At 60.7% G+C, this 26,713-nt stretch carries 28 protein-coding genes; 15 read left to right on the forward strand and 13 right to left on the reverse strand.

The genetic code is table 11. The features are described 5' to 3' along the window. Positions 1-72: 72 nt before the first annotated feature. The 6 genes from ACP7EW_RS10150 to ACP7EW_RS10175 form a co-directional block, all read right to left on the reverse strand. Entirely contained in the window at positions 73-822 is a 750-nt protein-coding gene (locus tag ACP7EW_RS10150) for a fimbria/pilus chaperone family protein (RefSeq protein ID WP_426216799.1), read from the reverse strand. A 2-nt stretch (positions 823-824) separates the two neighbouring features. Further along, positions 825-1,451 (reverse strand): DUF1120 domain-containing protein, encoded by a 627-nt coding sequence (locus ACP7EW_RS10155; RefSeq protein ID WP_426216800.1) that lies wholly within the window; start codon positions 1,449-1,451, stop codon positions 825-827. 82 nt (positions 1,452-1,533) lie between these two features. Further along, positions 1,534-2,154 (reverse strand): DUF1120 domain-containing protein, encoded by a 621-nt coding sequence (locus ACP7EW_RS10160; protein ID WP_426216801.1) that lies wholly within the window; start codon positions 2,152-2,154, stop codon positions 1,534-1,536. 31 nt (positions 2,155-2,185) lie between these two features. Next, positions 2,186-2,800 (reverse strand): DUF1120 domain-containing protein, encoded by a 615-nt coding sequence (locus tag ACP7EW_RS10165; protein ID WP_426216803.1) that lies wholly within the window; start codon positions 2,798-2,800, stop codon positions 2,186-2,188. A 39-nt stretch (positions 2,801-2,839) separates the two neighbouring features. Beyond that, on the reverse strand, positions 2,840-3,481 hold the full coding sequence (locus tag ACP7EW_RS10170) for a DUF1120 domain-containing protein (protein WP_426216805.1): 642 nt from the start codon (positions 3,479-3,481) through the stop codon (positions 2,840-2,842). After that, entirely contained in the window at positions 3,478-4,107 is a 630-nt protein-coding gene (locus tag ACP7EW_RS10175; protein ID WP_426216807.1) for a DUF1120 domain-containing protein, read from the reverse strand. Before ACP7EW_RS10175 ends, ACP7EW_RS10170 begins: the two co-directional genes overlap by 4 nt. 430 nt (positions 4,108-4,537) lie before the next feature. Here ACP7EW_RS10175 and ACP7EW_RS10180 point away from each other — a divergent pair, with 430 nt between their 5' ends. The 8 genes from ACP7EW_RS10180 to dacB all read left to right on the forward strand — a co-directional run bounded on the left by ACP7EW_RS10180 (position 4,538) and on the right by dacB (position 12,424). Continuing rightward, positions 4,538-5,287, forward strand: a complete 750-nt coding sequence (locus ACP7EW_RS10180; RefSeq protein WP_426216809.1) for a response regulator — start codon at positions 4,538-4,540, stop codon at positions 5,285-5,287. 181 nt (positions 5,288-5,468) lie between these two features. After that, positions 5,469-6,104, forward strand: a complete 636-nt coding sequence (locus tag ACP7EW_RS10185; protein WP_426216811.1) for a response regulator — start codon at positions 5,469-5,471, stop codon at positions 6,102-6,104. A 136-nt stretch (positions 6,105-6,240) separates the two neighbouring features. Further along, positions 6,241-6,504 carry a hypothetical protein gene (locus ACP7EW_RS10190; RefSeq protein ID WP_426216813.1) on the forward strand — a complete coding sequence of 88 codons (264 nt, stop codon included), beginning with the start codon at positions 6,241-6,243 and terminating at the stop codon, positions 6,502-6,504. A 98-nt stretch (positions 6,505-6,602) separates the two neighbouring features. After that, positions 6,603-7,073 (forward strand): nuclear transport factor 2 family protein, encoded by a 471-nt coding sequence (locus ACP7EW_RS10195; RefSeq protein WP_426216815.1) that lies wholly within the window; start codon positions 6,603-6,605, stop codon positions 7,071-7,073. Between the two features lie 37 nt (positions 7,074-7,110). Further along, complete coding sequence (locus ACP7EW_RS10200; protein WP_426216817.1) at positions 7,111-7,386, forward strand: GIY-YIG nuclease family protein; 276 nt, start codon at positions 7,111-7,113, stop codon at positions 7,384-7,386. A 75-nt stretch (positions 7,387-7,461) separates the two neighbouring features. Continuing rightward, entirely contained in the window at positions 7,462-8,397 is a 936-nt protein-coding gene (locus tag ACP7EW_RS10205; RefSeq protein ID WP_426216819.1) for a glutathione S-transferase family protein, read from the forward strand. Positions 8,398-8,506: 109 nt separating this feature from the next. After that, the gene (locus ACP7EW_RS10210) at positions 8,507-10,927 is read left to right on the forward strand and encodes a TonB-dependent siderophore receptor (protein WP_426216821.1); all 2,421 of its coding nucleotides are present in this window, start codon (positions 8,507-8,509) and stop codon (positions 10,925-10,927) included. 51 nt (positions 10,928-10,978) lie between these two features. Next, positions 10,979-12,424, forward strand: coding sequence for a D-alanyl-D-alanine carboxypeptidase/D-alanyl-D-alanine endopeptidase (gene dacB, locus ACP7EW_RS10215; RefSeq protein WP_426216823.1), 1,446 nt, complete (start codon positions 10,979-10,981; stop codon positions 12,422-12,424). Position 12,425: 1 nt separating this feature from the next. Here dacB and ACP7EW_RS10220 read toward each other — a convergent pair whose 3' ends face one another. Continuing rightward, positions 12,426-13,205, reverse strand: a complete 780-nt coding sequence (locus tag ACP7EW_RS10220; RefSeq protein ID WP_133074577.1) for an IclR family transcriptional regulator — start codon at positions 13,203-13,205, stop codon at positions 12,426-12,428. A gap of 120 nt (positions 13,206-13,325) precedes the next feature. On the opposite strand from ACP7EW_RS10220, the gene hmgA reads away from it, so the two are divergent. Genes hmgA through ACP7EW_RS10240 form a run of 4 tightly spaced genes read left to right on the forward strand, consistent with a single transcriptional unit; the run spans position 13,326 to position 17,961 of the window. Next, entirely contained in the window at positions 13,326-14,609 is a 1,284-nt protein-coding gene (gene hmgA, locus ACP7EW_RS10225; RefSeq protein ID WP_426216826.1) for a homogentisate 1,2-dioxygenase, read from the forward strand. Positions 14,610-14,612: 3 nt separating this feature from the next. After that, positions 14,613-15,899, forward strand: coding sequence for a fumarylacetoacetase (gene fahA, locus ACP7EW_RS10230; RefSeq protein ID WP_426216828.1), 1,287 nt, complete (start codon positions 14,613-14,615; stop codon positions 15,897-15,899). Between the two features lie 12 nt (positions 15,900-15,911). Continuing rightward, positions 15,912-16,553 (forward strand): maleylacetoacetate isomerase, encoded by a 642-nt coding sequence (gene maiA, locus ACP7EW_RS10235; RefSeq protein WP_133074574.1) that lies wholly within the window; start codon positions 15,912-15,914, stop codon positions 16,551-16,553. A gap of 40 nt (positions 16,554-16,593) precedes the next feature. Next, positions 16,594-17,961, forward strand: a complete 1,368-nt coding sequence (locus ACP7EW_RS10240; RefSeq protein ID WP_426216830.1) for an MFS transporter — start codon at positions 16,594-16,596, stop codon at positions 17,959-17,961. Here ACP7EW_RS10240 and ACP7EW_RS10245 read toward each other — a convergent pair. After that, entirely contained in the window at positions 17,958-18,761 is an 804-nt protein-coding gene (locus ACP7EW_RS10245) for a SirB1 family protein (protein WP_033902475.1), read from the reverse strand. The genes ACP7EW_RS10240 and ACP7EW_RS10245 overlap by 4 nt on opposite strands. Before the next feature lie 187 nt (positions 18,762-18,948). On the opposite strand from ACP7EW_RS10245, the gene ACP7EW_RS10250 reads away from it, so the two are divergent. Further along, positions 18,949-19,968, forward strand: a complete 1,020-nt coding sequence (locus ACP7EW_RS10250) for a Leu/Phe/Val dehydrogenase (protein ID WP_426216832.1) — start codon at positions 18,949-18,951, stop codon at positions 19,966-19,968. Positions 19,969-19,976: 8 nt separating this feature from the next. Here the strand turns inward: ACP7EW_RS10250 and ACP7EW_RS10255 are convergent, their stop codons facing one another. Next, the gene (locus ACP7EW_RS10255) at positions 19,977-21,284 is read right to left on the reverse strand and encodes an acetamidase/formamidase family protein (RefSeq protein ID WP_426216834.1); all 1,308 of its coding nucleotides are present in this window, start codon (positions 21,282-21,284) and stop codon (positions 19,977-19,979) included. A gap of 246 nt (positions 21,285-21,530) precedes the next feature. Between ACP7EW_RS10255 and ACP7EW_RS10260 the strand changes: the two genes are divergently transcribed. Then, positions 21,531-22,244, forward strand: a complete 714-nt coding sequence (locus ACP7EW_RS10260) for a dienelactone hydrolase family protein (RefSeq protein WP_426216836.1) — start codon at positions 21,531-21,533, stop codon at positions 22,242-22,244. A gap of 89 nt (positions 22,245-22,333) precedes the next feature. On the opposite strand, the gene ACP7EW_RS10265 is transcribed toward ACP7EW_RS10260, so the two are convergent. After that, positions 22,334-22,594, reverse strand: coding sequence for a YebG family protein (locus ACP7EW_RS10265; RefSeq protein WP_016978245.1), 261 nt, complete (start codon positions 22,592-22,594; stop codon positions 22,334-22,336). A gap of 274 nt (positions 22,595-22,868) precedes the next feature. Between ACP7EW_RS10265 and ACP7EW_RS10270 the strand changes: the two genes are divergently transcribed. Next, positions 22,869-23,357: a phosphate-starvation-inducible protein PsiE gene (locus tag ACP7EW_RS10270; RefSeq protein ID WP_016978246.1), complete on the forward strand. Its 489-nt coding sequence runs from the start codon at positions 22,869-22,871 to the stop codon at positions 23,355-23,357. On the opposite strand, the gene ACP7EW_RS10275 is transcribed toward ACP7EW_RS10270, so the two are convergent. The 3 genes from ACP7EW_RS10275 to ACP7EW_RS10285 all read right to left on the reverse strand — a co-directional run bounded on the left by ACP7EW_RS10275 (position 23,354) and on the right by ACP7EW_RS10285 (position 26,609). Further along, a complete protein-coding gene (locus tag ACP7EW_RS10275; RefSeq protein ID WP_016978247.1) occupies positions 23,354-23,668 on the reverse strand; it encodes a DUF3509 domain-containing protein in 315 nt (104 codons plus the stop codon). The two genes, ACP7EW_RS10270 and ACP7EW_RS10275, sit on opposite strands and share 4 nt — an antisense overlap. A 217-nt stretch (positions 23,669-23,885) precedes the next feature. After that, complete coding sequence (locus ACP7EW_RS10280) at positions 23,886-25,172, reverse strand: serine/threonine transporter (protein ID WP_426216838.1); 1,287 nt, start codon at positions 25,170-25,172, stop codon at positions 23,886-23,888. A gap of 60 nt (positions 25,173-25,232) precedes the next feature. Then, entirely contained in the window at positions 25,233-26,609 is a 1,377-nt protein-coding gene (locus ACP7EW_RS10285; protein ID WP_177050090.1) for an L-serine ammonia-lyase, read from the reverse strand. Positions 26,610-26,713: the final 104 nt, after the last annotated feature.

A 26,713-nucleotide genomic window follows, 5' to 3' on the forward strand; every position in this document is an offset into this window, starting at 1 on the left:
AACTCCCGGTGGCCTTCAATGGGAGGCCACTTCGTTATCAAGGCGCCGGCCTTAGTCCCGCCAGCGCTGCGATCAAAGGGTGATCGGTGCTTCGTAAGGCGCGACCGCAAACCCATAGACGGTCGCCGGTTGCATTTGCACGGTGCTCGCTTGGGCCTGGCTGGCGGCGACGCTCAAGGTCTCGCCGGGCAGCACGTAGGTGCGTGGCAGCAGCGCCGAACCTTTGCCGGGCAGCAGCGTTAGCTCCTGGGCCAGGCGTACCACGTAGGGCGTCGGGTTATTCACGCTCAGTTGCTGGTTTTTCAGGCTCCAGACCAATCCCGTCCAAGGCGTACGATTTGGTGCGAGCCCCTTGGGATGCAGAATCACTGGCAAGTTCTGGCGCACCGTCACGCCCACTCGCGCATGCCCGGCCTGGCCTTCGGCACGGCCCTGGGGCATGCCTTCAAAGATCACCCGTTTCAAGCGTTGGGTGGTCAGTGGCGTAGACGATTGCAGGATGAAGCGGATCAACTGGCTCTTGGACGGCTCGACCCGCGTCAGTGGCGGCGTGACAAACAACAGTGGCGCCGTGTCTTCGGGAATGTCCTCCAGGGTGACATGCAACAGGGCGAGTTTGGAGTCGGTGTTGGTCACCGACACAGAGGCTTCGCCATCGGCCTCATGCACGATCACCACCGAGGTGTCCGGCACCATGCCGTCGGCGAGTACCAGGGTCGGGCCCCATAGTGTCAGCGTCAACGCGGCGAAGTAGAGGCAGGCGTAGCGAACCAGGCTGAACACCCGTGTAATTGTTTTGGTCACGCAAGGGATGGGAAACATGACTACAGATACCTCAGGTCTAGCACGATGGAGCCGTCCAACGGCACCTCTTGGTCGAGGGTCAGGTAGGCGGCTGCGTTGATTGATGTTTTGATTTCCAACTTGGCGGTGAGCTCGCTGTGCGGGTCCGGAACCAAGGTGCCGGGGTGCGCAAAACCCATGTAGTTGTCCGGGTAGGCATTGGTTTCGGGGAACCAGGTCAGGCCCCTGTTGCTGGAGGCCAGTACGATTGCGCGCTGGCCGTCACCCACCGCTTCGCGAATGGCCAGGGCCACCGAGCCCAGGCGTTCAGCCGGAGCATGAATGTTGTTGCCCAAGCCGTAGTAAAAGCCTGGTCCCACGGAGGAATCGGCACGGTTATCCACGCCCACCAACACGAACAGCACTGGCTGATTGCAGGTCACGCTCATGTCCAGTGTGCGCATGGGCAGTTCGGTGAACTCGTACTGGTTGAGCGAGCGGGCCGGCACCCGTCCATGGTCGACGATGCCGCTGGGCGACAATATCGGGGTGCAGGCGCTGGGGGTAATGCTGCCGGTCAGCGTTACGTCCACCTTTGAAGCGCACAGTGCAGGGGTGGCGGTCAGGCATAGACAGAGCGTCATCAAGCGGCGTGAGAGCGTGTTCATGGTCTGTTGTTGGAACCGTGTTGAGGGGACATCCGTGAGTGCAGCGCTGGGCGCAACGCAGAGGAGCTGCGCCCGGTTTCCATTACAGGTACTTGACGGTCAGGGTTGCCGAACCATCGATGGGTACCTCCTCAGTCAGGGTCAAGCTGCTGGCAGGTGCAATGTTGGGCATGATGGTCAAGTCGGCCACCAGTGACTGCACCGGAACGGGCGCGACAGTGGTGCTGTTGGCGACCGAGGTGATGCCGTTGTTGACCAGAAACATCAGGCGCGTCCAGGTCAGGCCACCGTCGCGGGATGCGATGGGGCCGACGTCGGCGCCATCCGCCACCGCCGATTCCACGACCATGGCGAAATAGCCCAGTTTTTCGCTGCCGTTGACCAGGCCCAGACCAAAAGCTACATCGTCGATCTCGGAGGCCGAGCCTGCACGGTTATCCTTGGGCTCAATTGCCATGAGGGTTGCTGCATCGCAGGTGACGGTCAATTGCAGTGCTTGATCTGCCAACTGAGTGTGCTCATCGGCCTTGAGGTCCTTGGCGGAAATCTTGCCGATCTCCACATTGCCGCCGCCGGACAAGGTCGGCTCGCAGGCACTTGGCGTGATCAACCCGCGCACGGTCAGGTCTACGCTAGAGGCAGCCAGGGCAGTGCCTGTGCCGGTCAGCAGCAGGGTGGCGAACAGGGCGTTCAGGGTTTTCATGGTGTTGCTCCTAATTGAGTAAAAAATCGGCTTACCAGTACTTGAGTTGCAGCGTGGCCTGACCATCGATAGGCACTTCATCAAGCAGCGTCAGGCCTTCGGCGGGGACGATGATGCTGAACGCCCGCAGCCGTGCAGTCAGGGTTTTCAGGGCGATAGGTGTGTTAGGGCCGCTGAGGGTGGCAAACGATGTCAGCGCTTCATGACCCAAGTAAGGGTTTGCGTACCAGTTGGCCCCACCATTGCGCGAGATGATGACTTGCACCGGGTTTCCGTCCGCCACAGGGTCGAACAGCGAGAACGCCACACTGCCCAGTTTTTCTTTGTCAGGCGTTGTACCCAGCCCGTGGTGCATCGGGTTGATAGCCGAGGTACCCGCGCGGTTGTCCAGGGTGGTCAGGGTAAAAAAAGTGTCACCCTCGCACTGCACTTCGAGGCGCATTTCGGCAGCATCAAGCCGTGTGGGCTTGCTCGGGTCCAGGTCCTTGGAGGTCATCTTGCCGTGGTCGATCACGCCGCCGTTCGACAACACCGGCGCGCAAGCGCTGGGCGTGATGGTTCCGGAGACATTCAGGTCGGTGCTGCTGGCGGCGAACGCCCCCGGCGCAAGGGCCGCCAGCAGCAAGGCGAGGGTGGGTTTATCCATGGGCACAAGTCCTTGTGGTTGTGAGTGAAAGGTGAGGCGCTACAGGTAAATCAGGTCCAGCGTGGTGGAACCGTCCAGCGGCACTTCGCGGTCAAGGGTCAGGCCCTGGGCCGGTGCGATCAGGGTGTGAACGCGCATCTGCAGGCGCAGTGTCTGGATCGGCAAAGGGCTCCAGACCCCGGACGAAGCGTCCCCGAAAGCAGCCAGGCGCAGCGGCGGCAAGCCGACGTTCTCTTCAACCACGAACCAGCTATGGCCGCTGTCCAGTGACTGCAATTGGGTGATGGGTGCGTTTTCCACCAAGGGGGTGTGCAAGACGATGTGGTACACGCCGACCCGTTCGCCGCCATTGACCAGCCCGAGGCCGAAACCGTCGGACGTCGAGGCGCTGGAACCGACGCGGTTATCGGTGGGCTTCAGGGCGAACAAGGTCGGGGCCTGGCAGTTGACGCTGACGGGCAAGTTGGTCAGAGGCAGTTGGGTGAAGCCATCGTGATAGAGATCGCGGGCGGCGATCTTGCCGTAGTCGATCACCCCGTCCTGGCCCAACTGTGGGGTGCAGGCGCTGGGGGTGATGGTGCCTTTTACCGCCAAGTCGACGTTGCTTGAGGCGAAAGCGGCAGGAGCCAGGCTGAGCAATAAACCTAACGTGCCGCAACGGCACAGCGTTGAGCGGTTCATAGGTAGCGCAACTCGAAGGTGGCGGAACCGTCCAGGGGAATGGTTTCACCCGTAGGTATTTGGTTTTTTGGAAAGATGAAGGGCTCGACCACCAGGTCCAGAGACACGTCTCTGAGCGGAACGGGTGCCCGTGTGCCTGAAGACTGATTGCCGAAAGCACTGATTGTGTTCACCGGTACCTGTTTGTCGGGGTTGTACACCCAGGTCGAACCATTATCTGCGGAGTAAATCGGATAGGCCGCGGGGTCGTCAGTGATCACGTTTTCCATGCTCAGGAAATACGTGCCAATCCAGTGTGTGGCGCTGATGCGCCCAAGCACGAAGGAAGCGATGGGGCCTGTCGAGAGCGATCGGTTGTCTTGGGAAGCCAGCCCAAACAAGCTTTTGCCTTCGCAATTCACCGCCAATTTGAAGAGCGTTTTCGGCAGAGCTGTCACCCCGGTCGGGTTGAGGTCTTGGGCCGAGATCTTGCCGTAATCCACCAGCCCCCCGTTGCCCAGGCTGGGCGTACAGGCGCTCGGGGTAATGGCACCTTTGACGGAAAGGTCCACGGAGCTTGCGGCCAGCGCCGCAGAGGCGTGGGCTATCAGCAGGGCTCCGGCCAGGGCGGCGAGAGAGTCTTTCATCACAGTTGGTATTCCTATGCACGGATCAGGGGCAGAGCGGCGCGGTGAAGTTGCTCATGGGTTTTATGGTTGTGATGGGCACGCGTCGTTTTAAGGGAAAGCGGGAAGGAATTTATCGCCGGGAGGGGAAGGCGGAAATGCAACTATTACGAATGACAGGGTGGCAATGACAAAAGGGGCTTGTTGGGTGAGTTAATTCGATTTACTACCGCGGGAGATGCAGTTGTCGTAGTTGTTGTATCGCTGTCAGCAGTACATTCAGATATTTTTTTGCGCTCTTTGATTGCCTGCCATCATTCACTTGGATTCAAGCAGTCGTCTCATTACACACAGTCAGGGTGATTTGATCGCTCTCTTTGAAGGCGCTATGCCGGGCTACTTTTCGTACCAAAGTTCGCCTGGACAGTTACCCGAGGCCGACGGGTCCCCTGTGCGAGTACTGGTGGTGGACGACCACTCCACTTATCGCTTGTTGCTGGGCTCGTTGTTGGAGAAGCTGGGTGTGATCTATCAGTGTTGCGGTAATGGCCAACAGGCTTTGCAGCGATTGGCGGCCGAGTCTTTTGACCTAGTGATCAGCGACTGTCGGATGCCCGTGATGGATGGTTATGCCATGACTCGCGAAGTGCGCCGGCGCGAGAAAGTCGAAAGGCGCTCTCCCATCATCATCCTGGGCTTGAGTGGCAGCCTGTCGCCCGAAGAAGTACGTCGCTGCGTGGCGTGCGGGATGGACGGTTGGCTGACCAAGCCCATCAGCTTCGCACAACTGCGCGAGGTGCTGAGGTATTGGCTGCCAACGCCTGAGTCGGCCGTCGTGGACCGCCGGCGTTCAGATGTTGTGTCCACGCACAACAAGGCCTTTCCCAACCGCGCCAGCCTGATTGAAGCCTTTGGTTCCTGGGATGTCGTCGAACCGATGTTGTTCAGCCTGATCGAGGAGGCCCATGCGGACCTGGCTGTGCTAGTCCATGCGCAGGCTGTGCTGGATGCAAAGATGGCTGCCCAAAGCCTGCACCGTTTGGTCGGCAGCGTGGCATTCCTGGGCGAAACCGGCCTGGAGGTGGGGGCAGTGGATTTGATCAGGCGTGTACAGTTAATCGGCATGGCGCTGAGCCGTTCGGAGCTGGATGAGTTTCGCCATGATGTAGAGCGATATCTGAATTATCTGGCGTATCTTTGAAGGAATATATCCGTCTGGCATGTAGTACTTTTCCGTATGTAATTTCTCTTAATTATGTAGGTAGTTGTGTGAGGCCCTTTAAATACGGGGTGGGACGCTAAATTGATGATTTATTACCTATTGTTACAGGAACTTGATCGCGTTATTTTCTCAGTCTCAAATTGCCATCATGGAAAAGCCGATGATCCGCATCATTATTGCTGACGATCACCCTATTGTTCGTGTAGGCCAGAAAGTGGTGATTGAGGCGAGTGGTAGGTACAAAGTAGTGGGCGAGGCCGATGGCCCCGATCAACTTATGGAGATGGTCAAACGCATTCCATGCGACGTAATTGTGACCGACTTCGCCATGCCCGGTAATCAACAAGCCGACGGCTATGGGTTGCTGGGATTGCTGAACCGCCAGTACCCCGCAGTGCCGGTGATTCTAGTGACCATGTTCGCCAATATCGCCACGCTTCGCACGGCGTTCAGCCACGGTGCACGTGGGGTGATTGCCAAGAGCGCATCTGCCCGGGAGCTGCCCCAGGCGCTCAATACAGTGGTGCAGGGGCGTCAATTTGTCAGCGAGTGCTTGCGTGTGCAACTGGACCAGGCCTGTCTGGACCAGCCAACCCAGTCCCCCAAGTTATCCGGCAAGGAACAAGAAGTGGTACGCATGCTTGCCAGTGGCATGACGGTCAGCCAGATTGCCGCACGGGTTAATCGCAGTATTTCCACTATCAGTAAACAGAAGAGCACGGCGATGAATCGGTTATGTATATCAACTGATGTCGATTTATATGCGTATGCGCGAGACGTCGGGATGGTGCCTTAGTTTGAGAATTTGCATTCGCATTACTTGTATTGGGTGCGCACTAGTTGCTAAGTAAAGAGGCTGCATGCTCGGGTGTTGAATGGCGTTTGAGCATGAATCCCTAGTCTAATGACAGAGGCGTATTTATTGAGGCGTCATGGCTGATGGTGCCACCCATGCAGTCATTAAGTCTGCCAACGGCCAGACTTGGTTTGACGCATTTGATAGCAGCCAGATGTGGCAACCTCTGTGGATGAGATCCTTCAAAAGCTCGTCAGGCGGTAGCATAGCGCCCATGCCGGTCAAGGATATGCAAACCGACCTCATGGTGGAGACCCGAATCGCTCGAAGCCTAGATTTGCCTGCGGATCAAGAAATCCCCATAGACGGCAGCGCCACCCTGGACGTGGTCTACCTCTAAACACACCTTCCTCATTTGTGTAGCAAATGGGCATGGCTTTGCGCCCATGGGCAGACTATCGTGCAAGCCGGACAACAATAGCGCCACGGAGCCTGCCCATGAGTGATGCCCACACCGCCCTGATCAGCCATTTCTATCAGGCCTTCCAGCGCCTGGACGCCGAGGCCATGGCCGCCTGCTACACAGACGACGTGGTGTTCAGCGACCCAGCCTTCGGCGAACTGCGCGGCCGTGATGCTGGTGATATGTGGCGCATGCTCACCACCCGCGCCAAGGATTTTTCCCTGACGTTCGACAATGTGCGCAGCGATGAACGCAGCGGCGGTGCGCATTGGGTCGCCACTTACCTGTTCAGCGCCACCGGCAACACGGTGGTCAACGATATCCAGGCGCGTTTTGTGTTTCGCGACGGCAAGATCTGCGAGCACCACGACAGCTTTGACCTGTGGCGCTGGTCGCGTCAGGCCTTGGGTACCAAAGGCCTGTTGTTGGGCTGGACGCCTATCGTCAAAAACGCCGTGCGTGCCCAGGCATTGCGTGGACTGAAGGCATTCCAGGCCAGTCGTTGATAAGCTTGGCGCTCCTGTGTTTTAGCCGAATCGACCCGTGACTGATCCTTCTGAACCCAAGCCCTGGTTCGTCTACCTGGTGCGCGCCGCCAATGGCTCACTGTATTGCGGCATCAGCAATGACCCGGTGCGCCGTTTTGCTTCTCACCAGAGCGGCAAGGGCGCGCGGTTTTTCCTGTCCAGCCCGGCGGTGGCGTTGGTGTACACCGAGCAATGCGCGAGCAAGGGCGAGGCGTTGCGCCAGGAGCGTCTGATCAAGAAGTTGAAGAAGAGTGCCAAGGAGTGCCTGGCGGCCAGTGGTTCATTGATGTGACTGATGGGTTCCCATCGACCCCAAACGTCGTGTTGCAGGCTAAGCTGGCGGCTCACTTCTAGAGCGGAGCCTGGCATGTCTGAGTTGATTCTCCACCACTACCCGCAGTCCCCCTTCGCTGAAAAAGCCCGCCTGTTGTTGGGTTTCAAGGGTTTGTCCTGGCGCTCGGTGCACATCTCGCCGGTGATGCCCAAGCCGGACCTCACCGCCCTCACCGGCGGCTATCGCAAGACGCCAGTGCTGCAAGTCGGCGCGGACATCTACTGCGACACCGCCTTGATCGCACGCCGCCTGGAGCAGGAAAAATCCGCCCCCGCGCTGTTTCCCCAGGGCCTGGAACTGGTCACCCAAGGCTTCGCCGCCTGGGCCGATTCGGTGGTGTTTTCCCATGCCGTGGCGTTGGTGTTTCAGCCGGAATCCCTGGCGGTGAAATTCGCCAAGGTGCCACCGGAAATGCTCCAGGTGCTAGTCGCTGACCGCAGCAAATTGTTCAGCGGAGGCACGGCAACCCGTGTGCAGTTGGAGCAAGCCAAGCACCAATGGCCGACGATCATCCATCGCATCCATCAGCAATTGCAGCACCAGGCGGGGGATTTCCTGTTCGGCGAGCCGTCGATTGCCGACTTTGCCCTGGCCCACCCACTGTGGTTCCTCAAAGGCTCTTCGGTGACGTCGCCGTTGGTGGACGCCTATCCCGCCGTCGCCGCCTGGCTGGATCGCGTGCTGGGCTTCGGGCATGGCACTTCCACCCAGATGAGCGCCGAACAGGCCTTGGATGTATCGCGCAATGCGGCACCGGCGGTTCTGCCTGAAGAAGTCTTCGAGGACTTGAACGGCTTCAAGGCCGGCCAGCAGGTGACCATTTGCGCCACCGACTACGGCACCGACCCGGTCGCGGGCGAACTGCTGTTTGCTGGGCGCGAAGAGCTGATCCTGCGCCGCAGCGACGAACGTGCTGGCACCGTGCATGTGCATTTCCCACGCATGGGGTTTCGCATCCAGGCGCAATAAATAAAATATTTTGCAAATAAAGGTGAGGTAAATCCACCGCCCATCCGTGTAGTGCTTGAAACTGCGAGCTATTCGCATTAACAGCGTTTTCTACACGGGTTCTCACAGCATGAAGTCGACGGCGGGCGGTTGGGTTAAACAGTGGCTGGGAGCCTCGGTATTGGCGGTATCGGGGCTGGCGTTGCTGCCCCTCAGCGTGGCACAGGCGCAGGAGCAGCAAAGCACCCAGTTCAACTTTGCCCTGGCAGCCAAACCGCTGCCCCAGGCCTTGAGTGACTTCAGCCGGGTCACCGGCATCAGCGTGATCTACACCGACGAAGCGCCTTACGACCTCAGCGCCCCGGCAGTCAGCGGGCAGATGAGTGCAAACCAGGCGCTGCAACGCCTGCTGGGCAACAGTGGCTTCACTTTCCGTCAGATCGATGCCCGCACCCTGGCCCTTGAACCGCTGCCCACCGAAGGCGCGGTCAACCTTGGCGCCACCACCATCAGCGGCGTCGGCCAGGCCCAGGACAGCACCAGCTACCAGCCGCCGCCCACCAGTTCGGTGATGCGCTCCCACGCGCTGCTGCTGGAAACCCCGCAAACCGTCAATGTGGTGCCCGCCCAAGTACTGCGCGACCAGACGCCGCGCAATTTGGATGATGCCCTCGCCAACGTCAGCGGTATCACCCAGGCCAACACCTTGGCCAGCACCCAGGACGCGGTCATGCTGCGCGGCTTTGGTGATAACCGTAACGGCTCGATCATGCGCGACGGCATGCCCATCGTGCAGGGGCGTGCGCTGAACGCCACGGCCGAGCGGGTCGAAGTGCTCAAAGGCCCGTCGTCGCTGCTGTACGGCATCCAGGATCCGGGCGGCGTGGTGAACATCGTCAGCAAAAAGCCGGAACTGGTGCAGTCCACTGCCCTGACCGTGCGCGGCTCGACCTTTGGCGACGGCAAGAACGGCAGCGGTGGCAGCCTCGACACCACTGGCCCGATTGGCGACAGCGGCCTGGCGTATCGCCTGATCGTCGACCATGAAGATGAAGACTACTGGCGTAACTTCGGCACTCACCGTGAGAGCCTGATCGCGCCGTCCCTGGCCTGGTATGGCGACAGTACCCAGTTGCTGTTTGCCTACGAACACCGTGAATTTCTCACGCCGTTCGACCGTGGCACCGCCATCGACAAGTCCAACCACCCGCTGGACATCCCGGCCACACGGCGTCTGGATGAACCCTTCAACAACATGGAAGGCCGCTCCGACCTGTATCGCTTCGAGGCCGATCACGACCTGAACGATGATTGGAAAGCCCATTTCGGCTACAGCTGGAACCGCGAGACCTACGACGCCAGCCAAGTGCGCGTCAGTGCGGTGAACACCAATGGCACCCTGACCCGCAAGATGGACGGCACCAAAGGGGCAATCACCACGGACCGTTTCGCCACGGCGAGCCTGGAAGGTAAGGTCAATGTGTTCGGCCTGCAGAACGATGTGGTGTTCGGCCTGGATGACGAGTACCGCAAGATCTACCGTGCCGACCTGATTCGCCAGAATTCGCGTGCCACCAGCTTCAACTACAACAACCCGGTGTACGGCAACGAAGTGGCGGGCACTACCGTCAGCCCCGCGGACAGCGCCCAGACCGACCTGCTGCGCAGCGATTCGCTGTTCTTCCAGGACGCCCTCCACCTGAACGAACAGTGGATTTTCGTCGCCGGTGCGCGCTACCAGATGTACGACCAATACGCCGGCAAAGGCGTACCGTTCAAGGCCAACACCAACGGCAACGGCCAAGCCTGGGTGCCGCGTGCGGGCCTGGTGTATCGCTACACCGATGAACTGTCGTTCTATGGCAGCTACACCGAGTCGTTCAAACCCAACTCCACCATCGCCGCCTTGGCCGATGGCAGCACCTTGACCGGCGACCTCACCCCTGAGGAATCCAAGTCCTGGGAACTGGGGGCCAAGCTCGACATTCCGGGACGCATCACCGCCAGCGCCGCGTTGTTCAATATCGACAAGCGCAACGTGCTGGTCTCGGTCGGTTCCGGTGCCAACACCGTCTACAGCATTGCCGGCCAGGTGCGTTCCCGTGGCCTGGAACTGGATGCCACCGGCCAAATGACCGACAAGATCAGCCTGATCGGCAGCTATGCCTACACCGATGCGCTGGACGTCAAGGACAAGGACCCGACCCTGGAAGGCAACCGCCTGCAAAACGTCGCCAAGCACACGGGCTCGCTGGCGGTGGCTTATGACTTCGGCAACATCTTTGGTGGCGACCAGTTGCGCGTGGGCACCGGTGCACGCTACGTCGGTGAACGGGCAGGCGATGCGGCCAACGATTTCACTTTGCCGGGTTACACCGTGGCGGATGCCTTCGCCACCTACGACACCAAGATCGATGGGCAAAAGGTCAAGTTCCAGCTCAACGTGAAGAACATGTTCGACCGCGTCTACTACACCTCGGCGGCCAGCCGCTTGTTTGTGTCCATGGGCGATGCGCGGCAGGTGTCGGTGTCCAGCACCCTGGAGTTCTAAAGGGTTTGTGGTAGCGTTGCCGCCACTGATGTCTAGGCGGAAACGATACTGATGCATTTTGGACGATGGCTACATCTGCTGTGCTTGAGCGTTTTGCTGGGTGGTTGCGCGAGTGTTTCACCGACTTCCACTCCGGCAAGCCTGGAGCAACTCCTGGCCGACCCGGCCCTAAACGGCGCCACTGTTTCCCTGATGGTGCGTGATGCCCATAGCGGTAGAACGCTCTATCAACACAACCCGCGAACCCGCCTGATTCCCGCGTCCAATCTCAAGTTGCTCACCACCGCAGCGGCGATGGATGTGCTGGGGCCGCAGTATCGTTTTTCCACGCAACTGTTGAGTAACGGTACGCAGCAAGGTGAGCGTCTCACCGGCAACCTTTACCTCAAGGGCCTGGGCGATCCGACCACGCAATTCGCCGATTACCAGGCATTGGCGGCACAGCTCGCGGGCCAGGGTGTGCGCCAGGTCCAGGGCGACTTGGTATTCGACGATACCTTCTTCGACGCCGAACGCCTGGGTGTGGACTGGGCACACGACGATGAAAGCACCTACTACGGCGCGCAGATTTCCGCGCTGACCGTATCGCCTAACACGGATTTTGATGCGGGCACGCTGCTGGTCACGGCAAAGGCGCCCGCCATGATTGGCCAACCGGTCAGCGTGGTGGTGAGCCCTTCAACCGACTACGTACAGTTGAGCAACCGTGCAGTCAGCGGCCCTGGTAACAATTACGGGATCACTCGCCAGCACGGTACTAATCTGCTGCAACTCACCGGCGCATTGGCGCCGAGCAAGCAAAGCCGGCAGTGGGTGAGCGTGTGGGAGCCGACGCAATTGGTGGCCAATCTGTTTGAGCAGGCGTTGGCGCAGCAGGGCATTCAGGTACTTGGGCGACGTGTGATCGGTGGCGTCAGCCCAGTAACGGCCAGGGTGTTGGCCGATCACCAATCGGCGCCGTTGCAGGCACTGATCACGCCGCTGCTCAAGCTTTCGAACAACAACATGTCCGAAGCGTTGCTAAAGACCATGGGCCGCAAGGCATCCAATGCCGGGACGGCGCAGGCCGGTGTCGCAGCGGTGGCGGACTTCATGCGCCGCCAGGGCTTGGACCCGCTGACGCTGAGCCAGGTCGACGGTTCGGGCTTGTCGCGGCGCAATCTGGTGTCGTCGCAGAACCTCACCGATCTGCTGGTGGCGACGGCCAAACAGCCCTGGTTCGAGGCCTGGTACAACGCCTTGCCGGTCGCCGGTAACACCGATCGCATGAGCGGCGGCAGCTTGCGGTATCGCCTGCGCGGGACGGCGGCAGAAAACAACCTGCACGCCAAGACCGGCTCCATGGCCGGCGTGTCTTCGTTGAGCGGCTACATCACCGACGCCCAGGGCCGGCGCCTGGTGTTTTCAATGATCAGCAACAACTACCTGAGCACCGCCGCACCGATCCGCGCCTTGGAAAACCGTGTGGCACTGGCTTTGGTGCAGTGGCACGACTAGTTCAGGGCTGATAGCCCATGCGCCAACTCACGGCCCGGCTCGCCGCCAGCAAGTGCTGCGCTGCCGGGCCGTCTTCGTCGGCATGGAACAACGAGGTGGGGCCGACCACGGTCATCACCGCCGCCACTTGGCCGATGGCGTTGAAGACCGGCGCGGATAATGCATCGACGCCAGGCATTAGCAAACCGTGCACAAAATGCAGGCCACGCTGGCGGATCTGTTCGCAGGCGGTAGCGTAGGCCTGGTCGTCTGCCAGGGCATGGGCAGTGCCGGCCTGGATTTCGCGTTCACGCAGCTCCACGGTTTCCCGCGACGGTAGAAAGGCGCTGAACACCAAGCCGGTGGACGAACTGAGCAGCGGCAGCACCGAACCCAATTGCGTCACCACCGTCACTGCACGCACGGCCGGTTCGATCTGCACCACGGTCGCGCCCTGGTTGCCCCATACCGCCAGGAAGCAGGTTTCATTCAACTCATCGCGCAGCTCCGCCAGGGGCATTGCGCCGACCTTCAATACATCCATGCTGCCCAGCGCCGCCAGGCCCACGCGCAAGGCTTCGCGGCCCAACCCGTAGTGGTTGGTGGCGGTGTTCTGTTCGGCGAAACCCGAGGCGATCAGCGCCTGCAGGTAGCGGTGCACCTTGCTCGCCGGCATCTGCACATGTTCGGCCAGGCGCGACAGCGAAGTGGCCGGGGACAACTCGGCCAGGGCCTTGAGGATATCGGTGCCCACTTCGGCCGAGCGGACTTTCTGTTTACCGGTGTCGCGGGGCTTTTCCATGGAGGGGCGAGAATCCGAGAGATGAATGGGCGTCTTTATAGCTTGACGGTCGATAGTGATCAAATTACGTTATGCGTAACTGGATTACGATAAAAACAACTTCCGCACAGAGGACGATCCATGAACCTCGAATACCTGTCGGGCTTCGGCAATGAATTCGCCAGCGAAGCCTTGCCCGGCGCACTGCCGGTCGGCCAGAACTCCCCGCAGAAAGCGCCCTACGGGCTGTACACCGAACTGTTCTCCGGCACCGCGTTCACCATGGTGCGCAGTGAAGCCCGGCGCACCTGGCTGTACCGCATTCAGCCGTCGGCCAATCATCCGGCATTCGTCAAACTTGAGCGGCAATTGGCCGGTGGGCCGTTGGGGGCGGTGACGCCGAACCGCTTGCGCTGGAACCCGTTGGATTTGCCGAGTGAACCGACGGATTTCATTGATGGGCTGGTAGGCATGGTCGCCAATTCGGCGGCGGAAAAGCCCTCTGGTATCAGCGTCTACAACTACCGCGCCAACCTATCCATGGAGCGTGTGTTCTTCAATGCTGATGGCGAGTTGTTGATCGTCCCCGAGCAAGGCCGCCTGCGCATCGCCACCGAGTTGGGCGTGCTGGACGTGGAGCCGCTGGACATCGTCGTGCTGCCGCGTGGCCTCAAATTCCGTGTCGAACTACTGGACGCTCAGGCGCGTGGTTATGTTGCGGAGAACCACGGCGCCCCGTTGCGCCTGCCGGACCTGGGCCCCATCGGCAGCAACGGCCTGGCCAATCCGCGTGATTTCCTGACGCCGGTCGCCCATTACGAAGACCTGAAGAAACCGACAACGCTGGTGCAGAAATTCCTCGGCGAACTGTGGGCCTGCGAGCTGGACCATTCACCGCTTAACGTGGTCGCCTGGCACGGCAACAACGTGCCGTACAAATACGACCTGCGCCGCTTCAACACCCTTGGCACCGTGAGCTTCGATCATCCGGACCCTTCGATCTTCACCGTCCTGACCTCACCCACCAGCACCCACGGCCTGGCCAACCTCGACTTCGTGATCTTCCCACCGCGTTGGATGGTGGCCGAGAACACCTTCCGTCCGCCGTGGTTCCACCGCAACCTGATGAACGAATACATGGGCCTGATCCAGGGCGCCTACGACGCCAAGGCCGAAGGCTTCCTGCCCGGCGGCGCGTCGCTGCACAGCTGCATGAGCGCCCACGGCCCGGACGGCGAGACCTGTACCAAGGCCATCAACGTAGAGCTGGCGCCGCACAAGATCGACAACACCATGGCCTTCATGTTCGAGACCAGCCAAGTGCTGCGTCCCACCCAGTTCGCCCTGGACTGCCCGCAACTGCAAACCACTTATGACGCGTGCTGGGCCTCGTTGCCCGCCACCTTCAACCCGAATCGGAGATAACCCATGACTCAGCCCACACTTACCCGCAGCTGGGTGGCCTCCGCCAATGGTCACAGCGATTTTCCCCTGCAAAACCTGCCGTTGGGCGTGTTCAGCATCAACGGCTCGGCCCCGCGCGCGGGCGTGGCGATTGGCGACTCGATCCTGGATCTGCACGCCGCCATCGATGAATTCGACGGTGAAGCCCGTCGCGCCGTCGAAGCGACCGCCGGTGGCCAGCTGAACGACTTTTTTGAACTGGGTCGCGGCCCGCGCGTGGCCTTGCGCGAGCGCCTGCTGGAACTGCTGGCCGAAGGCAGCAAGCTGCACACCCGTGAAGCGCAGGTGCTGCACCGCGCCGCCGATTGCCAGATGCAGGTACCGGCGCGGATCAATGACTACACCGACTTCTACGTCGGCATCGAGCACGCGCAGAACGTCGGCAAACTGTTCCGTCCCGATAATCCTCTGCTGCCGAACTACAAGTACGTGCCGATTGGTTACCACGGCCGCGCTTCGACAATTCGCACCTCAGGCACCGACGTGCGCCGCCCCAAAGGCCAGACCCTGCCGGCCGGGCAGACCGAGCCGACTTTCGGCCCGTGTGCGCGGTTGGACTATGAACTGGAGCTGGGCATCTGGATCGGCCAGGGCAACGAGATGGGCGACTCGATTGCCATTGGTGACGCGGCCGATCACATCGCCGGTTTCTGCTTGCTCAATGACTGGTCGGCACGGGATATCCAGGCCTGGGAATACCAGCCGTTGGGGCCGTTCCTGTCGAAAAGCTTCATCACCACCATCTCGCCTTGGGTCGTCACGGCTGAAGCCCTGGAACCGTTCCGCAAAGCGCAACCGGCGCGCCCTGAAGGCGACCCGCAACCGCTGTCGTACCTGCTGGATAAACGTGACCAGGCCGCAGGGGCCCTGGATATCGAGCTGGAAGTGCTGCTCACCACTGCCGCCATGCGCGAGCAGAACCTGCCGGCCCATCGCCTGGCCCTGAGCAACAGCCTGCACATGTACTGGACGGTTGCGCAATTGGTGGCCCACCACAGCGTCAACGGCTGCCAGTTGCAGGCGGGCGATCTGTTTGGTTCGGGCACCTTGTCTGGCCCGCAAGCCGGTCAATTCGGCAGCCTGCTGGAAATGACCGAAGGCGGCAAAAAAGCCGTTGAATTACCGTCCGGCGAAGTGCGCAAGTTCCTTGAAGACGGCGACGAAATCATCCTGCGTGCCCGTTGCAACCGTGAGGGGTTTGCCTCCATCGGTTTCGGCGAATGCCGTGGCACCGTGATCGCGGCGCGCTAGGAGGGCAGGGTAATGGAACTCTACACCTACTACCGTTCCACTTCGTCGTACCGGGTGCGTATTGCCCTGGCGCTCAAGGGCCTGGATTTCACCGCGGTGCCGGTCAACTTGCTGGTGCCGGCGGGCGGCGCCAATCGTCAGCCCGAGTACCTGGCGATCAACCCGCAAGGTCGCGTCCCGGCCTTGCGTACCGAGGAGGGCGAACTATTGATTCAGTCGCCGGCGATCATTGAATACCTGGAGGAACGTTATCCACAGGCGCCGCTGCTCTCCAAGGACCTGGCGACCCGCGCCCACGAGCGTGCGGTGGCCTCGATCATCGGCTGCGATATTCATCCGCTGCATAACTCCAGCACCCAGAACCTGCTGCGCCAATGGGGGCATGACGAGGTGCAACTGTTGGAGTGGATTGGCCATTGGATCAGCCAGGGCTTGGGCGCGGTGGAGCAGTTGATCGGCGACCAAGGGTTTTGCTTCGGCGAACAGCCGGGGTTGGCCGACACCTTCCTGATCCCGCAACTGTATGCCGCCGAGCGTTTCAAGGTGCCGCTGGCGGCGTACCCGCGCATTGGGCGGGTAGCGGCGTTGGCGGCGCAGCATCCGGCCTTTGTGCAGGCACATCCGGCCAACCAGCCAGATACGCCTGCCGCCTGACGCTTGCTGTTCCATAAAAATAAAAAAACAGGTACTTGCGATGCACAATCAGATTGCCAGCTTTCGCGCGGCACTCGACGCCCGTCCGGTGTCGCGCTATCAGTGGCTGATTCTCCTGTTGCTGGCGCTGCTGCTGGTGACCGACGGCTATGACGCCCAGGTGCTGGGTTACGTGGTGCCGGCGCTGGCTCAGGATTGGGGGTTGGAGAAGGCTGCATTTGGCCCGGTGTTCAGCGCCAACCTGCTGGGGCTGACCTTGGGCTCGTTGCTGGTGACGCCGCTGGCGGATCGGTTCGGCGTGCGCCGCATCCTGCTTGGCTGCGTACTGATCTACGCCACGCTGACGGTGCTGATGGTATTCGCCAATTCGCTGAACACGCTGATGGCCGCGCGGTTTATCTGCGGCATCGGCATGGGCGGCGCGATGCCCAGCGCAATGGCGTTGATGTCGGAATATTCGCCGCCGCGCCTGCGTACGTTGATGGTGACCCTGGCGGCGTGTGGCTTCTCGTTCGGTGGCGCAGCGGGTGGTTTTGTGGCGGCAGGGTTTATCGAAGGCTTCGGCTGGCAGGCGGTGTTTCTGGCGGGCGGCGTGACGCCATTGCTGTTGTTCCCGTTTCTGGTGTGGCTGCTGCCAGAGTCACTGCCGCGTTTGCTGCGTGATGCACCGCCCTATGCGCGGCTGAAGAAGGTGACCTCACGCATGCTGCCGGACTGGCAACCGCCGCCGGCGAGCGAGGCCGAAAACCAGCAGGAACAGGGCAGCAAGCTGACGGTGGTGGAGTTGTTCCGCAATGGCTACGCACGCCCGACGCTGCTGATCTGGGCGACGTTTTTTGTCAGCCTGATCCTGCTGTATTTCATGATCAGCTGGTTGCCGTCGCTGCTGCTGGAAAGTGGCTTGGCGTTGAAAGAAGCCAACCTGGTGACCTCGATGTTCCTGTTCGCCGGCACTGTGGGCGCCATTGGTATGGCCTGGTTCGCCGACCGCTTGAAAAGCAAAGTGCGCCTTTTGTCCTGCGTACTGGCCGCGGCTGCGGCGTGCACCCTTCTGCTCGGCCTCAACCATGACAACCCGCGCTATCTGGTGGCCTGCGTATTTGCGGCCGGGTTTTGCATCATCGGTGGTCAACTGACCCTTAATGCCTTCGCCAGTAACTTCTACCCGGCGCACGTGCGCGCCACCGGAACGGGATGGGCGTTGGGCGTGGGGCGTTTTGGTTCAATCCTGGGGCCGTTGTTTGGCAGTATGTTGCTGGCGATGCATATTCCGGTGCAGCAGATTTTCTTCTTCTGCGCGATACCGGCGGTGATCGCAGCGTTGTTGATTATTCAGGTGCGTTCGCCTGGAACCGAGGCGCCGAAGAGTCCGCTGCCGGGCGATATTCTCAAGACACCGCAGGCTTAATGCACCACTGAATTGGGCGGCAGGTGGCCCAGGCGTTCGGTCAGGCGCAGGCGTTGGATCGGGTCTTCGCTGAGCATCAGCGCGTGTTCCAGGTCGAAGCGTTCGGCGTTGGGGCAGTCCAGGCGCTGATACAGGCTGGCCCTTGCGAGGTAATCGGCGGCGCTGGCGTTGCCCAGTTCCAGCACGCGTTCGGCGTCGATCAAGGCCTGGAGCGGAACGTCGTTGGAAAGGTGCAGTTGGCGCAGGTTGCGGGACAACCGTTGCAGGATCGAACGCGGATCGGCGGTGTGCAGATGATCGGCCTGCAACTTGAGGTTGGGGCCGTATTGGCGCTGCAACAGGTCGCGGCAATCGTTGGGGTACAACCGTCGACCGCCGCAGGGGTCCAGCAGATGATCGGCGCCGGGCACGCGCAACAGGAAATGGCCGGGGAAATTCACGCCAACCATGGGAATCTCCAGGCGCCGCGCCAGCTCAAGGGCAATCAGGCCCATGGCCAGGGGTTGTCCGCGTTTGCGCTGCAAGACCTTGTCCAACAGGGCGGCGGCGGGGCGCAGGGGCGTGAATTCATCCTGAGCAAACCCCAGGTCATTCAAGCGCCGCAACAGCGGCTGGCCCAGTTCATCCGCCGGCAGCAGCGGCATGCCCAGGCTGACCTGTTGTTGCAGCAAGGTCAGTTCCTGCAGGATCTGCAAGGGCTTCACGGCCGGGTCGTGCTCGGCAGCAATCCACAACGCCGCTTCAAACAGCGCGGGTGGGGAGCGTTCCAGGCAGGCGAAAAAGGCTTTGCGGGGATTCATTGCATTCTCCGGCGGATGCTCCCGTTTTAGCCTTGCTGGGAATTTTCGTCCAGTGGCTTGGAAAATATCCTGCGTGCTTATGTCGCAAGACCTGCGAAATCGGACGGCTTATTCCAGCCTGGTCCGGCATTTTTCTGCCGCAAGCCTATACTTGGCCCACTACCAGAAGTGATTCGGGAGCTTGACGATGTTTGCTCTCATGCACAGCACCCGCCTTGAATCGCTGCACTTGAGCATTGACCCGGCCACCGGGCTGAAGGCGGTCATCGCCATTCATAACAGCCGCCTGGGGCCTGCTCTCGGCGGCTGTCGCTACCTTTCCTACCCCGACGACGAAAGTGCCGTGGCCGATTCCGCGCGCCTGGCCCAGGGCATGAGCTACAAGGCGGCCCTGGCCGGTTTGCCGGTGGGCGGTGGCACCGCCGTGATCCTGCGCCCCGGCCACGTGGAAAGCCGTGCCGCATTGTTTGAAGCCTTTGGCCGTTGCATCGAACAACTCGACGGCCGCTACATCACCGCCACCGACAGCGGCACTTCGGTGGCCGACATGGATTGCATCGCCCAGCACACCCGTTACGTCACCAGCACCACCGCCGCAGGCGACCCATCGCCCCATGCGGCGATGGGTGTGTTCGCCGGCATTCGCACCACCGCGATGGCGCGCCTGGGCAGCGATAACCTTGAAGGCTTGCGTGTGGCGATCCAAGGCCTGGGTAATGTCGGCTACGCACTGGCTGAACAACTGCACGCTGCCGGTGCGGAATTGCTGGTAAGCGACATCGACCACGGCAAGGTGCAACTGGCCATGGAACAATTGGGCGCACACCCCATCGCCAACGACGCGTTACTGAGCACGCCATGCGACATCCTCGCGCCCTGCGGTCTCGGCGCCGTGTTCAACCGCCAGAGCGTCGGCCAGTTACGCTGCGCCGCCGTCGCCGGTTCGGCCAGTGCGCAATTGACCAACTTGCAAGTGGCCGACCAACTGGAAGGGCGCGGCATCCTTTACGCGCCCGACTATGTGATCAACTCCGGCGGCCTGATCTACGTCGCCCTCAAGCACGGCGGGGCGGAACTACCGACCATCACCGCGCACCTGTCCAACATCGGCACGCGCCTCACCGAGATCTTCGCCCACGCCCAGGCGGAAAAACGCTCACCCGCACGGGTGGCGGATGAGCTGGCCGAGCGCTTGCTGTATCGCTGATACACCGATCAGAGTTGATACTTCTCACGTACCAGTGAGCCGACCCCCATGCGATCCAGAATGTGCATTGGGCACAGAATCGTGACGCGAACGGTCCCTGGCAGCCGACTGATTTCAATCGAGCCGTTAAGCGTTGCGCGGTTGCGCACCTCGTCCATCGACAGGCCCGTGACCGCCGCCGCGCGCTCCAGGCCGTTTTCCGTCGCGAGGTTGAGGTCGGCGCCGCTGCCAATAAAGGTAATGGGCCCGTTGTCTTCGATCTCGAACTGCCCCCAGCGCTCGCCCAATGCCTTGACGTGCAGCCGTTGCTCGGCAGTCATCGGACGAGCCATGGGCGGCAAGTCATCAAGGTTTTGCAGCAGGATCGGGCCGTCGAGGGCCAACCCCTTGATCACATGGGCGGTCAGTTCGGTTTCACCCGATACGTCTGTGGCATGCCCGGCAATTTCGCCATTGCCTTGCTGGGCGTGCATATCGCCCATGTACACCCCGGCGCCGGGGACTCTCACCGGGCAAATCAGCACACAACCTTCGCGTACGGAGTTGGTGTCCATATGCCCGTCGGTTTTCGCCGCATGCAGTTGGTCATGGGTCATGCCGTAGCGGTGGGGCGCGCCGACGAGGTACTGGCCGAAGTCGGCACAGTTATGGGAATCCGGCAGATCCCGTGAAGGCGTGGTGCCGATATTGCCCAGGAAAGGCCGCATGTGCGCGGCAAGGCCGGGGAGATCGGCGCGGGCCAGGGAGAGAATCGAGTGTTGCGCGGACATCTCCGGCAACGCCGCCATATCCGGTGCCTGGCCGGCGAGGCGGTCGGCTACCGCCTGGTTCACGGTCAGGCTCACCTGATGCTCGGCATCGAACACGATGACGTAGCCATGGCTGAACCGAAACGCGCTGACCTCCGCCCCGCAAGCGTTGCAACGAATGGCGTCGGCGCCGATCCCCTCGACATGGCTGGCGGGATGTTCTTGCCCACAGTTGGAGCAGAACTTGGCGACAAAGGGATCGCCGTGATAACGCCCCTCAACAAAGCGCATGACGCCTGACGAAGTGGCCAGCGACGTCACGCGCATGCGTTTGATCTTCAAGGCCACGGCGTCACCGACTTCGGCGCCGGCGATGAATACGGGTTGAGTCACCTCATGGCCGCCCTCAAACGCAGGCGTGATCATCGGGCCCCAACACCCCGGTGGCGTACCGGTGATGAGGGTGCCGCCATCGGCGAGTGGGCCGAGCATCTTCTGGCTGGGGCCGATGAGGCCGTTGGTATAGGTGTTGACGATCAGGCGATCAACCGGTTTTGATTCGTGCATTTTTATTCTCCGGGTCCTATGTGATTGAACCTTCGGTCACGGTGTATTGATCAGTGAAGGTTCAGGCAGGCCCAGTAGACCGGTGTTTTGTATCCCGAATATGTCGCGCGGGTGCGCTAATACACAGTGGTACATAACGAGGGAAGAGGAAGGTTTTTCAGCTTGAAAATCCTGATAGGGTTCTGAGGGCGGGCGCTTTTTGGTGCTTGCCCGCCATCGTTTTCCTACTTGCCGCGGAGAGTCTTCATGTCCAATCAAGCAACAGCGCATTCTGTAACCTACAAGCGTCCAGACGGTGCCGAAGTCAACGGCTACCTGGCCAGCCCGGCTGAGCTGGAAGGGGCGCCGGCCATCGTATTGATTCAAGAGTGGTGGGGGCTTAACGAGCAGATCAAGGGCGTGGCCATCCGCCTGGCCGAATGCGGTTATCGGGTGCTGGTGCCGGACCTTTATCGCGGCGCCTCGACCGTGGAAGAGGAAGAAGCCCATCACCTGATGGACAGCCTGGATTTTGGCGATGCGGTGTCCCAGGACATCACAGGCGCGGTGCGTTACCTGCAGGCCGACTCGCAAAAAGTGGGCGTGACCGGCTACTGCATGGGCGGGGCGTTGACGCTATTGGCGCTCAATGCCATTCCGGAGCTGGCGGCGGGTGTGGTCTGGTATGGCTTCCCGCCGCTTGAATATCTGGATGCAGCAAAAATCAAAGCACCGTTGATTGGCCATTGGGGCACGCAGGATGCTTTTTTCAATATCGAAACCGTCGCGGAGCTGGAGTCAACGCTGCACGCGGCAGGCGTGGACGCGACGTTTTATCGCTACCTGGCGCGCCATGCCTTTGCCAACGAAACGGCGATCGGCCATGGCCGTATCCCCGACACGCAATACGACGCCGCTTGGTCGCAACTGGCGTGGGACCGCACGTTGACCTTCTTCGGTAAAACCTTGTGGCAGGCCTAAGGCGCAAACAGCCTTCGGTAAAACCTTGAGCCGCCGGTCTGCCTGAACCCGTTGGTTCACCCTGAATCAACGGCGGCGGGCCGTTCCCCTTACTCCGCCTCCGGCTGCCCGATCTCGGCCAGGGCGCTGGCGTTGTTCTTGAATGCTGCTGCAAAGGCGGCGCGGTTCTTGGCCATGAAAATACCGGCGTCCTCTGCCTGCTTTTCAGTCAAGCCTTCCACGTTTTTCAACAGGACATCCATCAGAGACTCTGCCAGTTCAAGCATCTGGTCGTGTGCGTCGGCAAGTTTGCGATCCACGAATGTAGTCTCCAAGTCGCGGGTACTGCGATACAGGGTTTCAACAGCCATTTTTTGGCCTCGTCATCAGGGTGCAGTAGTGAAGGGGAGTAGCCCTTGTGTTCGGGTGTTGCTGGAATGCTGTATTTATATACAGTAAAAAGGTTAAGCCAAACCACCGGATTTGGATAGCAGTTTTTTAATGTAGTCCGTAAATACAGGTTTGGAGTGCCTCATGTCACCCCGCCATCATCTTATACCTGCCCCTGGCCTTTTTTCTGCATGCAGAACAACCGTCACGTCCAACCCGCATTATCCGGTCGAGTCGACCCAAGGAAGCATCATCGTGAAGATCAATTGGGCCGAAAGGCTACGCCAGCAAGTGCACGGGCTGGCCGAGTCCCTGGGGAATCTGTTTGTCGAGTCGTTCCACTACCTGGCGCTGTTCGCCATTGGTGCGGTGACGGCCTGGGCGGCGGTGATGGAGTTTCTGGGGATGTTGGAGAACGGGCACATCAAGATCGATGACATCTTGCTGTTGTTCATCTACTTGGAGTTGGGTGCGATGGTCGGGATTTACTTCAAGACCAACCACATGCCGGTGCGCTTCCTGATCTACGTGGCGATCACCGCGCTGACGCGCCTGCTGATCTCCAACGTGTCACACCACAATCCGCCGGACGTGGGAATCATCTACCTATGCGGTGGGATTCTGCTGTTGGCGTTCGCGATTCTGGTGGTGCGCTACGCCTCGTCGGCCTTCCCGTCGGTGAAGGTCGAAGGCCCGCGCCGCAAGGGCGAGGCGAGCCTGGAGACCGAGAAGGGCGAGCTTTAAAGCCCGACGCTGAACGGCAGGGCGCGGGTCGGCGGTCGATGCAGGACTTTGTGATCGCCATCCGTCATCACCGCCAGGATCTCCATGGCGCTATGGCCCTGCTCGATGGCGATACCGAATTGAATGCTTTGCACCAGGCGTTTCAGCCGCTTGGGATCATTGCGCTGTTCGGCGCTGATCATGCGCTTGGCCACTACGCCTTGTTCGTTGGAAAGGGTCAGCATGATGCTGCCGTCCAGCCGTTGGATGCTCAAGTTGACGCGGTATTCAGGGGTGAAGGTGTCGGTGATGATCTGAAAAGGATTGTCCATGGTGCGTACCGCCTGATAAGAACATGCAGTCATTGACGACCGGTGTCGGGATTAGTTCGCGTCTCCTGACCATCGGCCACTCCGTCGCTGAGGTTTTCACAAGGTCCGTTTCCCTCTACAGCTGTACAGCAAAGGCCGTGCCGCATAAGGCGCCGAGCCGTTATTGCGGGACAAAAAAAGGCGAACCGAGGTTCGCCTTTTTGTTGGGTGATCTATTTCAGGGCAGTACCGAGAAAACGATCGCAGACAGCGCAATCAACCCGATCACCACTACAAACACATTCGACACCTGGCCCGAATACTGGCGCAGAGATGGCACGCGGCGAATGGCGTACATCGGCATCAGGAACAGCAGGCACGCGATGATCGGCCCGCCCATGGTTTCAATCATGCCCAGGATGCTCGGGTTGAAGGTAGCCACGGCCCAGCAGGTCAGCACCATGAACAGTGCGGTGCAGCGTTCCAGCCATTTGGCCGACATCGAGCGATTGCGCCCGCGCAGGGATTTGACGATCAGGCCCTGGAAACCCTCGCTGGCGCCGATGTAGTGGCCGAGGAAGGATTTGGTGATAGCTACCAGCGCAATCAACGGCGCGGCATAGGCGATTACTGGCGTCTGGAAGTGGTTGGCCAGGTAGGACAGGATCGAGATGTTCTGGGCCTTGGCCGCTGCCAGGTCGGCTGGCGACAGTGCCAGTACACAGCTGAAGCAGAAGAACATCACGGTCAGCACCATCATGCCGTGGGCCGTGGCCAGTATGCCGCTGCTTTTGCGCTCGGCCTGGGCGCCGTACACGCGTTTCTGGTCGACGGCGAAGGCGGAGATGATCGGCGAATGGTTGAAGGAAAACACCATCACCGGAATCGCCAGCCATAGGGTCTTGAAGAACAGCGGCATGGGCATGCCATCCGCGGCGGAGGCGAAGAAGGCGCCATTCCAGTTGGGGATCAGGCTGAAGGCCAGCAACAACAGGGCGGCGACGAACGGATACACCAGCACGCTCATGGCCTTGACGATCACGCCCTGGCCGCATCGTACGATGGCCATCAGGCCGAGGATCAGCACCAGCGACAGGATCGCCCGAGGGGGCGGGGCCATGTGCAGTTGGTGTTCCATGAAACTGCTCAGGGTGTTGGTCAGCGCCACGCTGTACACCAGCAGGATCGGGAAGATGGCAAAGAAATACAGCAGGGTGATCAGCTTGCCCGCACCGACACCGAAGTGTTCCTCGACCACTTCGGTGATGTCACCGGATTTGCCTGACAGCACAAAGCGCGTCAGCCCACGGTGGGCGAAGAAGGTCATCGGGAAGGCCAGCAGGGCCAGCACGATCAACGGCCAGAAGCCGCCGACGCCGGCATTGATCGGCAGGAACAACGTGCCGGCGCCGATGGCGGTGCCGTAGAGGCCCAGCATCCAGGTGGTGTCGTGTTTGGTCCAGCCGGTGGTCACGGTTGTTTCGGCAGTGGGATTTTCTACGGCAGGTGTACGTACATCGGTCATCGGTATTGCCTCGTTATTATTTTTGCGCGGGCTCACGTTGGGGCGATCAGGGAATGCTCCTCAGCACTCCACCCAGCTCACGGCCAGGCCGCCCCGTGAAGTTTCTTTGTATTTGTCATGCATGTCGGCGCCGGTATCACGCATGGTGCGGATCACCCGGTCGAGGGAAATGAAGTGTTTGCCGTCACCGCGCAGGGCCATTTGCGTCGCGTTGATCGCCTTGACCGCTGCGATGGCATTGCGCTCGATGCACGGCACCTGTACCAGGCCGCCGACCGGGTCGCAGGTAAGGCCGAGGTTGTGTTCCAGGCCGATTTCGGCGGCGTTTTCCAGTTGCTCCGGAGTAGCACCCAAAATATCGGCAAGCCCTGCTGCAGCCATGGCGCAGGCTGAACCCACCTCGCCCTGGCAGCCCACTTCGGCGCCGGAGATCGAGGCGTTTTTCTTGCAGAGGATGCCGACGGCGGCCGCGGCCAGAAAGAAATTGACCACATCGTCGTCAGACGCGTCGGCGTTGAACTTCATGTAGTAATGCAGCACCGCCGGGATGATTCCTGCCGCGCCGTTGGTCGGTGCAGTGACCATGCGCCCACCGGCCGCGTTTTCTTCGTTGACGGCGAGGGCGAACAGGTTGACCCACTCCATGGCCGACAAGGTCGAGGTGATGACATTCGGCTTGCCGATTTCCAACAGGCTGCGATGCAATTTCGCGGCGCGGCGCGGTACGTCAAGACCGCCCGGCAAGATGCCTTCATCGCGCAGGCCTTGTTCCACGCATTCACGCATCACCGACCAGATGTGCAACAGGCCACTGCGGATGTCTTCGTCGCTGCGCCAGGCGCGTTCGTTGGCCATCATCAGTTCGGATACCCGCAGGCCGTGCTTGTTGCACAAGGCCAGCAGTTCCACGGCGCTGGAAAAGTCGTAGGGCAATTGCACATCGCTGGTCGGCGCAATGCCCGAGGCCGCTTCCGCCGCTTCGATAATGAAACCGCCGCCCACCGAGTAATAGGTCTGCTCGCTCAGCAGGCCGTTTTCGCCGTAGGCGTGCAGGGACATGGCGTTGGGGTGGTAGGGCAGGCTTTCGTCCAGCAGTAGGAGATCGTGCTTCCAGTTGAAGGCAATGTCCTGCTGACCTGCGAGAAGCAGGCGGCCGGATTCGCGCAGTTGCTGGATACGTGCATTGATCGAGGTGGGGTCGACCCGGTCTGGCCATTCGCCCATCAGGCCCATCACGCAGGCGCGGTCGGTGGCGTGGCCGACGCCGGTGGCGGACAGCGAGCCATATAGGCGTACTTCTACACGACGGGTGTCGCTCAGCAGGTGTTGATCGATCAGGGCTTGGGCAAAGGTCGCCGCCGCCCGCATTGGGCCGACGGTGTGGGAGCTGGAAGGGCCGATGCCCACTTTGAATAGATCGAAAACACTGATAGCCATGCTAAAGCCTTACAAGCAATGGAGTAGAAATCGCTGCCATGTTTTGTAGAGCGAGCGGAATTGGCGCGATACTGAGCCTCTGGAACGGCACTGACCAACGAATT

The organism is Pseudomonas sp. DWRC2-2, from assembly GCF_049897885.1.
GTDB classification, from domain to species: Bacteria; Pseudomonadota; Gammaproteobacteria; order Pseudomonadales; family Pseudomonadaceae; genus Aquipseudomonas; species Aquipseudomonas azotoformans_A.

Excerpts from the sequence above, each read along its gene's own strand:
- ACP7EW_RS10150 (WP_426216799.1), bottom strand. The coding sequence starts at position 822 with ATGTTTCCCATCCCTTGCGTGACCAAAACAATTACACGGGTGTTCAGC.
- ACP7EW_RS10155 (WP_426216800.1), bottom strand. The coding sequence starts at position 1,451 with ATGAACACGCTCTCACGCCGCTTGATGACGCTCTGTCTATGCCTGACC.
- ACP7EW_RS10160 (WP_426216801.1), bottom strand. The coding sequence starts at position 2,154 with ATGAAAACCCTGAACGCCCTGTTCGCCACCCTGCTGCTGACCGGCACA.
- ACP7EW_RS10165 (WP_426216803.1), bottom strand. The coding sequence starts at position 2,800 with ATGGATAAACCCACCCTCGCCTTGCTGCTGGCGGCCCTTGCGCCGGGG.
- ACP7EW_RS10170 (WP_426216805.1), bottom strand. The coding sequence starts at position 3,481 with ATGAACCGCTCAACGCTGTGCCGTTGCGGCACGTTAGGTTTATTGCTC.
- ACP7EW_RS10175 (WP_426216807.1), bottom strand. The coding sequence starts at position 4,107 with ATGAAAGACTCTCTCGCCGCCCTGGCCGGAGCCCTGCTGATAGCCCAC.
- ACP7EW_RS10185 (WP_426216811.1), top strand. The coding sequence starts at position 5,469 with ATGATCCGCATCATTATTGCTGACGATCACCCTATTGTTCGTGTAGGC.
- ACP7EW_RS10190 (WP_426216813.1), top strand. The coding sequence starts at position 6,241 with ATGGCTGATGGTGCCACCCATGCAGTCATTAAGTCTGCCAACGGCCAG.
- ACP7EW_RS10195 (WP_426216815.1), top strand. The coding sequence starts at position 6,603 with ATGAGTGATGCCCACACCGCCCTGATCAGCCATTTCTATCAGGCCTTC.
- ACP7EW_RS10205 (WP_426216819.1), top strand. The coding sequence starts at position 7,462 with ATGTCTGAGTTGATTCTCCACCACTACCCGCAGTCCCCCTTCGCTGAA.
- ACP7EW_RS10210 (WP_426216821.1), top strand. The coding sequence starts at position 8,507 with ATGAAGTCGACGGCGGGCGGTTGGGTTAAACAGTGGCTGGGAGCCTCG.
- dacB (WP_426216823.1), top strand. The coding sequence starts at position 10,979 with ATGCATTTTGGACGATGGCTACATCTGCTGTGCTTGAGCGTTTTGCTG.
- ACP7EW_RS10220 (WP_133074577.1), bottom strand. The coding sequence starts at position 13,205 with ATGGAAAAGCCCCGCGACACCGGTAAACAGAAAGTCCGCTCGGCCGAA.
- hmgA (WP_426216826.1), top strand. The coding sequence starts at position 13,326 with ATGAACCTCGAATACCTGTCGGGCTTCGGCAATGAATTCGCCAGCGAA.
- fahA (WP_426216828.1), top strand. The coding sequence starts at position 14,613 with ATGACTCAGCCCACACTTACCCGCAGCTGGGTGGCCTCCGCCAATGGT.
- maiA (WP_133074574.1), top strand. The coding sequence starts at position 15,912 with ATGGAACTCTACACCTACTACCGTTCCACTTCGTCGTACCGGGTGCGT.
- ACP7EW_RS10240 (WP_426216830.1), top strand. The coding sequence starts at position 16,594 with ATGCACAATCAGATTGCCAGCTTTCGCGCGGCACTCGACGCCCGTCCG.
- ACP7EW_RS10245 (WP_033902475.1), bottom strand. The coding sequence starts at position 18,761 with ATGAATCCCCGCAAAGCCTTTTTCGCCTGCCTGGAACGCTCCCCACCC.
- ACP7EW_RS10250 (WP_426216832.1), top strand. The coding sequence starts at position 18,949 with ATGTTTGCTCTCATGCACAGCACCCGCCTTGAATCGCTGCACTTGAGC.
- ACP7EW_RS10255 (WP_426216834.1), bottom strand. The coding sequence starts at position 21,284 with ATGCACGAATCAAAACCGGTTGATCGCCTGATCGTCAACACCTATACC.
- ACP7EW_RS10260 (WP_426216836.1), top strand. The coding sequence starts at position 21,531 with ATGTCCAATCAAGCAACAGCGCATTCTGTAACCTACAAGCGTCCAGAC.
- ACP7EW_RS10265 (WP_016978245.1), bottom strand. The coding sequence starts at position 22,594 with ATGGCTGTTGAAACCCTGTATCGCAGTACCCGCGACTTGGAGACTACA.
- ACP7EW_RS10275 (WP_016978247.1), bottom strand. The coding sequence starts at position 23,668 with ATGGACAATCCTTTTCAGATCATCACCGACACCTTCACCCCTGAATAC.
- ACP7EW_RS10280 (WP_426216838.1), bottom strand. The coding sequence starts at position 25,172 with ATGACCGATGTACGTACACCTGCCGTAGAAAATCCCACTGCCGAAACA.
- ACP7EW_RS10285 (WP_177050090.1), bottom strand. The coding sequence starts at position 26,609 with ATGGCTATCAGTGTTTTCGATCTATTCAAAGTGGGCATCGGCCCTTCC.